This window comes from Mesorhizobium sp. B2-4-12 (assembly GCF_006441575.1).
GTDB lineage: Bacteria > Pseudomonadota > Alphaproteobacteria > Rhizobiales > Rhizobiaceae > Mesorhizobium.
In genome coordinates, this window is record NZ_VFVC01000029.1 from 63,096 (window position 1) to 73,254 (window position 10,159).

The following is a 10,159-nucleotide window of genomic DNA, read 5'->3' on the forward strand; positions in this document are numbered from 1 at the left end:
TCCGCTATTTGAACATCTGTGCCGGGAAGGTGACGATCGCAGCGGTGCCGTCGACCGCGCCAACCGCCAAATGCCGACCGTCACCCGACCAGGCGAGCGCGCTGATCGCACTGCCCAATGGCCTGACGAGAAGCTCGTCGCGTCCGCCGATCTGGGCGACAGCGATGCGGCCATTGGCGTAGCCGGCTGCAATCAGCTTCTTCTCAGGGTGCGCCGCCACCGCTTCCACCAGAACCAGCCCGGCGCGGCCTGTTTCAAGAGCCCCGGAGGTTTCGCCGTCAATGGGCGGGGCGGTCATTGACCAGCCGGCGATCCGGAACGCGCCCGACGCGAACAGCGCATTGCCCGGCCGGCTCCAGCACATCGTGCGGACCGGCGATGGAAACCCCGCGACAATGCCGGAGCGGCCATCGGCCAGGTTGACAAGGGCAAAGCCACCCGTTTCGAGCCCGCAGGCCAGCCATGTGCCGTCGCCGCTCCAGCGGATGGATACCGGTCGGGCTGGAAGAGACGATTCGCGGATCAGGACGGCGTCTCCCTCAACCGCCCAGATCGACAATCCGTCATCGAGACCGCAGGCGAGGCGTCGTCCTCCAGGCGAGAAGGCAAGTGCGCTTGCGGGCGATGTCGTCGCGTTCTTTAGCGGCACGGCATTGTCTTGGCTGCGCGACAGGAACACATCGTGCCCATGGCTGGCAGCCGTCATATCAGTCCTGGCGCTATGGTCGAGGGCGACAATCGGTCCGTCCACCCTGATCGGCAGGGCGGCGACGTCGCCGCCGGCGCTGAGATGTTGCACTTCGCCACTGGCCGCGCCGGCCAGGAAACCGGAATGCCCATAGGCAATAATCGGCACATCGCCATCGCCAAACGCGGCCGACGCGATCAACGGCACCGGCGGCTTTTCGCGCGGCCGGATTGTCGTCTGCCCGAGGTCGCCGCTCACTCGCATCCGCGATTCCGGCGGCTCCTGATCGGTAACCGCGGCGATGGCTACGGTTCCGTCCACGGAACTGAAGGCGACTGCTGAGCCATCGGCGCTGAAGCAAAGATCGGCGATAGCCGACGGACGTCGCCAGCTGCGCGCTAGAAGATCAAACAAGGTCAGGTTCTGCATCGTCTGCTGGTTCACAGTGTCACTCCCATCACTCCTTGTTCGCCATCGCGGCAAGCCGGCGATCGACGTCGTCGACATCGCCTTCGGCGGCCACGATGCGCTCCTCGCAAGCCGCACATGCCTGCATGATCGCCGCCGCGCTCTGCTCAGCCTCATGCAAATCCCGCACCAGTTGCTCGCTGGCGCCGCTTCTGCCGATCCCCAACTCGAGGCGCAGCACCTCCATTTCGATGCCGGCGCGTTTCTGGTTGAGCCGCAGTGCTTCCGCTGTGAGGATGGAAACGCCGGCGACAAGATCGAGCCGGCGAGCGAGCAGCGCGTCACGCGCAGCGGTTTCGGATCCGCTCATTTCTCCCTCCCAGCCATCGGCCCGAGCGGCCTTTCGAAGGCCGACAGCAATCTGGGCAGCGTGCCGGCCTGCGACTGGAACTGCTTTTCGGCCGTCTCGATGTGGCTCTTGAGCTGGTCCCAGATGTCGACGCGGATCATCGATGTCGTGTCGCCGGTCAAGCGCTCGATCTCCTCGACACGGAACTGGCGCGTCAGTGAAACGCCGGAAAACACGAAGTCGCGCAACAGGATCGCGTGGCTCTCGATGAACAGATGGATCATCGGATGCGTTTCCGTGGTCACGCCGCCGGCTGCTAGCTCGCCCCTGATGAAGTCCTGGAAATGGCTCTGCAGGCGGTGCTGGCTCTCGCCCATGAAGCGCATGACGAAGACGAGATCGCGCGGCATCAGCCTGACAAGATCGCCGGTGACGCCGTCGGCCTGACTGGACATCGGCCCCGGTGGCCGCTGGCTGTCTTTACCGTTCGCCATGATCTTTCTCCAGCGCCAGGACATCACCGGCCGCCGTCTCCAAGTAGTATAGAAGAATGACAAGTTAAATAGCTTGAGGTGAATTTTGATATTTGCTGCGATTGCTAACTGCATATCTCGCATATGCGAAATAACGCTAAATATTACATGCGTAAGTTACATTTGTAAAATAAGGTTACAGTTTGCACCTGCCCATGTGCGCAAAGAGCGGGAATTTTGTTGTGAGTGCCAGCTATGGGCATTGTCGCCAAACTGGCACGACGTTTGCTTTGTCTCTTGCACAAGAAGCCCATCGCGCTTTGACGCCGGGCCAAAAGAACGAAGGACCGGAGGAAGCAGGACATCGGCTTCGATACGCCATCGCAGATGCGATCGGCGTTTCGCAGCTCACGCCAGACGCCTCGAACACCTTTGCCCGATCCACTTGAACGGCCCGACCTTGTCGAGCGCGTTGCCGCGCAACCCCTTGTCACGCCGTTCGCACTCTCACTGGCGGTGCTTTTGTGCCGCTTCATGCCGGGGTCAAGGGACCCGCGGCTCAAACCTGGTGGAGGCTTATGAGATGACGTCTCTGACGCTCAACAAGATTACCTCGCAGCGCGGAATCTCCGTGGGCGAGGCGACCAAGAAGATTGCCGACCTCGGCTGGAATCCTTCCTACGTGCAGGAAGCGATGACGTTTCCGACCGACTACAAGATCAACAAGACGCCGCGCGACCCGATGAAACAGGTTTTGCGGTCCTATTTCCCGATGCAGGAAGAAAAGGACAATCGCGTCTATGGCGCGCTCGACGCGGCATTGCGCGGCGACATGTTCCGCAACGTCGAACCGCGCTGGGTCGAGTGGATGAAGCTCTTCCTGGCCATCATTCCCTTCCCCGAAATCTCCGCCGCCCGCTCGATGGCGATGGTTGCCCGCATCGCGCCCGGTGAGGAACTCAGAACCGGCTTCACCATGCAGATGATCGACGAGTTCCGTCACTCGACGATCCAGATGAATTTGAAGAAATGGTACATGGAGAACTACATCGACCCGGCCGGCTTCGACATCACCGAGGAAGCCTTCGGAAAGTGCTACGCCACCACCATCGGCCGGCAGTTCGCCGAAGGCTTCATCACCGGCGACACGATGACCGCCGCCTGCATGTACCTGACCGTGGTGGCCGAGACCGCCTTCACCAACACGCTGTTCGTCGCCATGCCTTCGGAGGCCGCCCGCAACGGCGACTATGCGCTGCCGACCGTCTTCCTGTCGGTGCAGTCGGACGAGAGCCGGCATATCGGCAATGGCCATTCGCTGCTGATGGCGGCGCTCAAGGAGCCGGAGAACCATCTGCTGCTTGAACGCGACCTGCGCTACGCCTTCTGGCAGAACCACGCGATCGTCGATGCGGCCATCGGCACCTTCATCGAATACGGCACCACCAACCGCGATAAGAACAAGGAGTCCTACGCGGAAATGTGGCACCGCTGGATCTATGAGGACTACTATCGCACCTACATGCTGCCGCTCGAGAAATACGGCATCAAGGTCCATCACGACGACGTCCAGGCGGCTTGGGAGCGCATCACCAAGAAGAACTACGTCCACAAGGTCGGGCAGTTCTTCGCGGTCGGCTGGCCGGTCAATTTCTGGCGCATCGAGGCCCAGACGGACAAGGACTTCGAGTGGTTCGAGCACAAGTATCCGGGCTGGTACGCCGAATTCGGCGACTTCTGGAAATGGTACGCCAAGCTCAGCCACAAGGGCGAGAAGGTGCTGCTGTTCAACAGCGATGTCGGCTACGTCTATCCGCACCGCTGCTGGTCTTGCCTCGTCCCCTGCCTGATCCGCGAGGACATGGTGGTCGGCGAGATCAACGGCGAACTCTACACATTCGCTCACGAGCTCGACCGCTGGACCACGATGGTCGCCTTCAACGACGAGTATGAGGGCCGTCCGACGCCCGCGATGGGCCGTTTCAGCGGCAAGCGCGAGTGGGAGACGCTCTATGACGGCTGGGACCTGGCTGATGCCATCAAGGACCTGAACTTCGTCCGCTCCGACGGCAAGACGCTGGTTCCGCAACCGCATCTGCGCTTCGACGACAAGGAGATGTGGACGCTTGACGATGTGCGCGGCAACACGCTCGGATCGCCGCTCAACGCGCTGCGTGCCATGTCGCCCGCGGACCGTGAGAAGCATCTGGCCGAATACCGGGCCGGCTTCACCATCAATCCTTGCAACTGATCAGGCCAGGGGGCGGGTTCATCCCGCCCCTTGCTTTCACTGGAGGTCCGTATGTCGGAAACCCACACGGTCAGGCTCAGCCCAGTCGGTGTCGAGTTCGATGTCGAGAATGGCGAAACGGTGCTCAACGCCGCGTTTCGTCAGGGCATCGCGCTGCCGCACGGCTGCAAGGAGGGGCAGTGCTCGGCCTGCAAAAGCGTGCTGCTCGAAGGCGAAGTCGACATGCTGAAATACTCGACCTTCGCGCTGAACGACATGGAGAAGGAAAACGGGCACGTCCTGTTGTGCCGTTGCATCGCCTACTCCGACCTGGAAGTCGAGCTTCTCAACTATGACGAGGAGATTCTGGCGAAGGCGATCGCCGTTAAAACATACAAGGGCCGGATTGCTCGCATCGAGCAGCTGACCCACGACATTCGCGGCATCGAGATCGAACTCGGCTCGCCGATGAAGTTTTGGGCGGGGCAATATGTCGACATCACGGTTACCACGCAAAAAGGGGAGACGATTACGCGCTCGTTCTCCATGGCAAATACGCCGGACCAAACCCAAAAACTCTCCTTCATCATCAAAAAATACCCCGAAGGAAAGTTCTCGGGAGAACTCGATTCCGGAGGCATCAGGGCCGGAGCCGAAGTCACCGTCGTCGGACCCTACGGAACCTGCTTCCGCCGCGACGAACGGCAAGGACCGCTAATCCTGGTCGGCGCCGGTTCGGGCATGTCGCCGATCTGGTCGATCCTCAACGACCACCTGAAGAGCGGCGAGAAACGTCCGGTCTATTTCTTCTACGGCGCCCGCACCCGCAACGACCTGTTCTATCTCGACAGGATCGCCGAGTTGGTCGGCAATCATTCCGACGTCACCTTCATTCCCGTGCTGTCGCACGCCAATGACGACGCCGAATGGCAAGGCGAGCGTGGCTTCGTGCACCAGAGTGTCGATGCCAAGCTCAAGCAATTGGCGGTCGACGGGCAGGGCGATGTCCATGCCTGTGGCCCGCCGCCGATGATCGATGCGCTGCAGCCGGTGCTGTTCATGAACGGCTTCGAGACCGAGCGGATCTTCTTCGACAAATTCACCACATCGGCAGGTGCAACGCCGGCCCATTGAGGGCGGTCGTGCCAAGCCAACCACAACTGCAACAAGGGAGAGAGACTATGCCTGCAACATCGAGTTCAGTCGGTTCCGGTGCCGCTGGTGCCGCGATCTTCGCCGACTCCGACAGCCGGAAATACCGGTACTTCGAGCCGAAAGGCCAGCGTGCCACACACTACGAAGACATGACGGTCGACGTTCAGCCCGATCCGGAACGCTACCTGATCCAGGACTGGATCATCTCCTTCGCCGACGGCAAGGGCGCCTATGTCAAGCAGAACACCGCCGCCCAGAGCTCCAACTGGCATGCCTTCCGCGCCCCCGACCAGGAGTGGGAGCGCACGCACTACCAGCGCCAGTCGAAGATCGAGACGATGGTGCAAAGCGTCATCAACAATGCCCGCAAGTCGGGTGCGCCGAAGACCTTCGACAAGGCCTGGGTCAAGATCCTGCAGACGCAGCTCGGCGCCTGGAAACATGCCGAATTCGGGCTCGGCACCTCGCTGATGCAGGCGCAGCGTTACGGCTACACCCAGATGATCAACAACGCGACGCTGACCAACTCGTCATACAAGCTGCGGCTTGCCCAGGACATCACGCTCTACCTTGCCGAGATCGGCATGGACCTGCCGGGCTGGGACGACGAACTCGGCAAGAAGGCCTGGCTCGAGGACAAGAACTGGCAGGGCACGCGCGAAGCGGTCGAGACCATCATGGGCGCGACGGATTATCTCGAGCAGTATTTCGCCATCAACATCGTCTTCGAGCCGCTGGTCGGCGAGGTGTTCCGCTCCGGTTTCCTGATGCAGATCGCCGCCGCCAACCACGACTTCATCACGCCTGCGGTGATCTCGGCGGCCGAGGCGGACTACGAGCGCAACCTCGCCAACACGATCGACCTGATCCACATGCTCGCCAACGACGAGAAATACGGCGCGGCGAACAAGAAGCTTTTCCAGGGCTGGGTCAAGAAGCACGGCGCACTTGCCGACAAGGCAGCCACCGGCCTGCAGCCGATCTGGTCGATGCCGCATTCCAAGCCCGTCGCATTCGTCGATGTCCGTGCCAAATCCGAGGAACGGATTGGCCAGATCCTTGGCGAACTCGGCCTCAAGCGCTGAAACAGGAGAAAATCGTCATGTCACTATCTGCACGCGACGCAACGCATTCCAACATCTTCAAGGCGATGAAGGATATCACCTTCGAGCAGACGATTTCGCATCAGTGCGGCGTCACCATGAACGACTCGGTCGAGGCACGCGCCATCGCCGAATTCATGGGGCAGAAGCCTGGGGTGACCATCACCTACCAGCCGGCTCTGATCCGCATCGACGGCGACGGCAAGCTGATCTTCAAGATGGACGCGATCGGCGAATATCTCGGCCGTGAGATCTCGGCCGAGACCTTCGAGGTCAACACCTCCACCCATTACGGCCGCATGGTTCGTGTCGACGACAACACCGTGATCCTGTTCGGCAACATGGACGAGATGTTTGAATACATCGAATAGCCACCGAAAAAATCTGGCGCGCCGCTGGGTGCGGCGCGCCGAACCGTTCAACGCGATTTGCTGCGGAGGCAACAATGTACAGAACACCGGAAGGCAAGGACATTTTCGTGGTCGACGGCCACACCCATTTCTGGGACGGCAGCCCGGAGAACCAGAAGAACATCCACGGCAAGCAGTTCATCGAGTGCTTCTATGCCTACCACACGGGCTTGAGCCCCAAGGAACAGCTGTGGGAGAAGTCGAAGTTCGAGAAATACAGCGCCGACGATCTCTATCGCGACCTGTTCATCGACGGTCCCGACGATATGGCGATCGTCCAGTCGACCTATCTCAAGGATTTCTACAAGAACGGCTTCAACACGATCGAGCGCAATGCCGAGGTGGCCAAGCGCTACCCCGAGCGTTTCATCGTCAACGGCGCCTTCGACCCGCGCGATGGCGAGAAGGCGCTGGAGTACATCCACTTCCTCAAGGAGACCTATAACGTCAAGGGCGTGAAGATGTACACGGCCGAGTGGAACGGCGCCTCCAAGGGCTGGAAGCTCACCGATCCCGATGCCTACAAATGCTTCGAACTCTGCGACAAGCTCGGCATCCGCAACATTCACGTCCACAAAGGACCGACGATCATTCCACTTTCGAAGGACGCCTTCGACGTGCATGACGTTGACCACGCGGCGACGGATTTCCAGGGCCTCAACTGGATCGTCGAGCATTGTGGCCTGCCGCGTCTCGACGATTTCTGCTGGATCGCCACGCAGGAAACCAACGTCTATGGCGGCTTGGCGGTGGCACTGCCCTTTATCCACGCACGCCCGCGCTATTTCGGCGAGGTCATCGCCGAGCTTCTTTTCTGGCTCGGGCCGGAGAAGATCCTGTTCGGCTCCGACTATGCGATCTGGACGCCGCGCTGGCTGGTCGAGAAATTCTGGGCCTACCAGATTCCCGAAGACATCGCCGCCGAACGCGGTGTGCAACTGACCGCCGAGATCAAGGAGAAGATCCTCGGTCTCAACGCCGCGCGTCTCTACGACATCGACGTCGAAGCCAAGAAGAAGGCGCTCGCCAGCTCGCCCTTCAGCATCGCGGCGGAGTAAGGGCCATGGCAACCGCCAGCATTTCCGGCGACTGCCAGAAGGAACTCTGGCGGCGCCTTGGTGAGGTCAACGACCCGGAACTCGACGAGCCCGTCACCGAGATGGGCTTCGTCGAGCGAGCGGAGGTGAAGGGCGATGGCAGCGTGGAGATAGATTTTCGGCTGCCGACCTACTGGTGCTCGCCCAACTTCGCGTTCCTGATGCTGGACGGTGTGCGCAAGGCACTCGACCAGCTTTCCTGGTCACCGGCCTATCGCGTCAAGCTGCACGATCACATGTTCGCCGAAGAGGTCAATCGCGGCATGGAGGCCGGCAAGGCGTTCGGCGACATCTTCGCCGTGCTTGCCGAGGATCAGGATCTCGGCGCCTTGCGCGAAACCTTCGCGATGAAGGCCTTCAAGCGGCGACAGGAGGCACTTCTGCGCGGCCTCAAGGCGCACGGTCTTACCGATTGCGAAATCCTCGGCATGGACCTGCCGGCATATGACGTCGCGCGTTTCGAGCCGGGCGAGGCAGCCAAACAGAAGCCGAGATACCGGGCGGCACTGCTTGAGCGTTTTCCCGGCCGCAGGGCTGACGAACCCGCCTTCGTGACCTGGGAAGGGCAACCCATACCGCCTGCCGCCCTCACAGCCTACCACGCCGAATTGCGCGGTGTGCGCATCAACATGGAGTTCAACGGCGCGCTGTGCCGGGGACTCAAGCAGACCAGATACAAGGAACTGGATGTGGTCGACGGCGAACCGACGTTGGTCGATTTCATCATGGATCGCGTGCCGGTGCGAGTTGCACCAACCGCCTGAAGCAGAGCCGACAGCAACGGCCTCCCTTGCACGAGGCCCCTAACCAACAACCCGCCCGTAAGGCGGAAGGAGGAATCATGCCCAAGATAATGCTTCATAATTCCGAAGCTCGTCGCGCTCTCGCCCGGGGCGTCTTCCGGCTCGCCGCCGCCGTCGAGCCGACGCTCGGCCCTAAAGGCATGAATGCCATGATCGACCGGCCGATCGGCACGCCGATGGTGACCCGCGACGGTGTCAGCATCGCCTCCGAGATCGAGTTGCACGACCGTTTCGAAAACATGGGCGCGCAAGTCGTCCGCGAAGTATCGATGCAGACCAACGAGGTCGCCGGCGATGGCACCACGACAGCCATCGTGCTCGCCAATGCGCTGATCCAGGGCGGCGTCGAAGCGAACGAGCGCGGGGTGAAATCCGTCGATCTGTGCAAGGGCATCGACCTTGCCGTGGCGGCGGTGGTGGCCGCGCTCAAGACTTCCGCCAGACCCGCCAAGGACAACGGCATCCTGGCGTCGGTCGCCAACATTGCGGCGACCAACGCCAAACTTGGCGCCCTTGTGGCGGAGGCGCATCAGCGGGTGGGTGCCGAAGGCGTCATCACCACCGATTTCAGCGTCACCACCGAGACCACGCTCGACGTCGTCGAGGGCATGTCCTTCGAACGCGGCTATCTCTCGCATCATATGGTGACCGACCAGGAGAAGATGGAGGCGGTTCTCGAACGGCCCTACATCCTGATGACTGACCTCAAGATCAAGGAGCCGGGACAGCTCGATGCGGTTCGCCGCATTGCCGACGAGAATGGCCGGCCGTTGCTGATCGTATCCGAGGAGATGTCGCCGGAAGTGGTGGTGACGCTGCTCGGCAAGCAAGGGCCGGGAAAATACCTCGTGGTCCATCCGCCGGAATATGGCCATTGGCGCAAGGCGATGATGGAGGATCTGGCCATCATCAGCGGCGGCAAGGTGATCGCGCGCGATCTCGGCGGCCGACTGGAAGACATCACCGCCGAGGATCTCGGCACGGCCGACCGGGTGAAAACCAGTTCGTCCTACACCTCGATCATTCGCGGCGGCGGCGATCATGCCGCAATCGCGTCGCGCCGCGCCCAGGTGCAGCGGCAGTACGAAGCCTCGCCGCCGAATATCGACCAGGACAAGCTGCGCGAACGCCTGGCCAAGCTCTCCGGCGGCACAGCAATCCTCTATGCCGGTGGGGTCACGCCGGTCGAGCAGAAGCGAACCATTCAGCTCATCGAGGATTCGCTGAATGCGGTGCGCGCCGCGTCCGAAGAGGGCGTGGTCGCCGGCGGCGGCTCGGCACTCGCCCAGATCGCGCCGCTGCTCGACAAGGTGGCGGCCGGGGTGGACGGCGATACCGCCGAAGGCGTGCGCCTGGTGCGCTCGGTTCTGTCGCGGCCGCTGTGGCGCATTGCCGCCAATGCCGGCGCCGATCCCGAAGCCGTCGTCGCCGAGGTGACGCGGA

10 protein-coding genes are annotated in these 10,159 nt (G+C 61.6%); 7 read left to right on the forward strand and 3 right to left on the reverse strand.

All coding sequences use genetic code 11. The annotated features are described in order from the left end of the window. Nucleotides 1–4 precede the first annotated feature (4 nt). The 3 genes from FJ934_RS17915 to FJ934_RS17925 are packed head-to-tail and all read right to left on the reverse strand — an operon-like array spanning nucleotide 5 to nucleotide 1,939. Nucleotides 5–1,132, reverse strand: a complete 1,128-nt coding sequence (locus FJ934_RS17915) for a WD40 repeat domain-containing protein (protein ID WP_140610906.1) — start codon at nucleotides 1,130–1,132, stop codon at nucleotides 5–7. Between the two features lie 13 nt (nucleotides 1,133–1,145). Continuing rightward, a complete protein-coding gene (locus FJ934_RS17920) occupies nucleotides 1,146–1,466 on the reverse strand; it encodes a hypothetical protein (RefSeq protein ID WP_140610907.1) in 321 nt (106 codons plus the stop codon). Beyond that, nucleotides 1,463–1,939, reverse strand: a complete 477-nt coding sequence (locus tag FJ934_RS17925) for a hypothetical protein (RefSeq protein WP_140610908.1) — start codon at nucleotides 1,937–1,939, stop codon at nucleotides 1,463–1,465. The genes FJ934_RS17920 and FJ934_RS17925 overlap by 4 nt, the downstream gene beginning before the upstream one ends. A 562-nt stretch (nucleotides 1,940–2,501) precedes the next feature. On the opposite strand from FJ934_RS17925, the gene FJ934_RS17930 reads away from it, so the two are divergent. The 7 genes from FJ934_RS17930 to groEL all read left to right on the forward strand — a co-directional run. Continuing rightward, nucleotides 2,502–4,169 (forward strand): aromatic/alkene/methane monooxygenase hydroxylase/oxygenase subunit alpha, encoded by a 1,668-nt coding sequence (locus FJ934_RS17930; protein ID WP_056565045.1) that lies wholly within the window; start codon nucleotides 2,502–2,504, stop codon nucleotides 4,167–4,169. Nucleotides 4,170–4,220: 51 nt separating this feature from the next. After that, entirely contained in the window at nucleotides 4,221–5,282 is a 1,062-nt protein-coding gene (locus FJ934_RS17935; RefSeq protein ID WP_140610909.1) for a 2Fe-2S iron-sulfur cluster binding domain-containing protein, read from the forward strand. Nucleotides 5,283–5,329: 47 nt separating this feature from the next. Further along, a complete protein-coding gene (locus tag FJ934_RS17940; protein WP_140610910.1) occupies nucleotides 5,330–6,388 on the forward strand; it encodes an aromatic/alkene monooxygenase hydroxylase subunit beta in 1,059 nt (352 codons plus the stop codon). Between the two features lie 17 nt (nucleotides 6,389–6,405). Beyond that, nucleotides 6,406–6,777: an MmoB/DmpM family protein gene (locus tag FJ934_RS17945; protein ID WP_027045792.1), complete on the forward strand. Its 372-nt coding sequence runs from the start codon at nucleotides 6,406–6,408 to the stop codon at nucleotides 6,775–6,777. A gap of 74 nt (nucleotides 6,778–6,851) precedes the next feature. Next, the gene (locus FJ934_RS17950; RefSeq protein ID WP_140610911.1) at nucleotides 6,852–7,874 is read left to right on the forward strand and encodes an amidohydrolase family protein; all 1,023 of its coding nucleotides are present in this window, start codon (nucleotides 6,852–6,854) and stop codon (nucleotides 7,872–7,874) included. A 5-nt stretch (nucleotides 7,875–7,879) separates the two neighbouring features. Beyond that, a complete protein-coding gene (locus FJ934_RS17955) occupies nucleotides 7,880–8,677 on the forward strand; it encodes an iron-sulfur cluster assembly protein (RefSeq protein ID WP_140610912.1) in 798 nt (265 codons plus the stop codon). A gap of 77 nt (nucleotides 8,678–8,754) precedes the next feature. Continuing rightward, on the forward strand, nucleotides 8,755–10,159 hold a 1,405-nt coding region (gene groEL / locus FJ934_RS17960), incomplete at its 3' end, for a chaperonin GroEL (protein ID WP_140610913.1).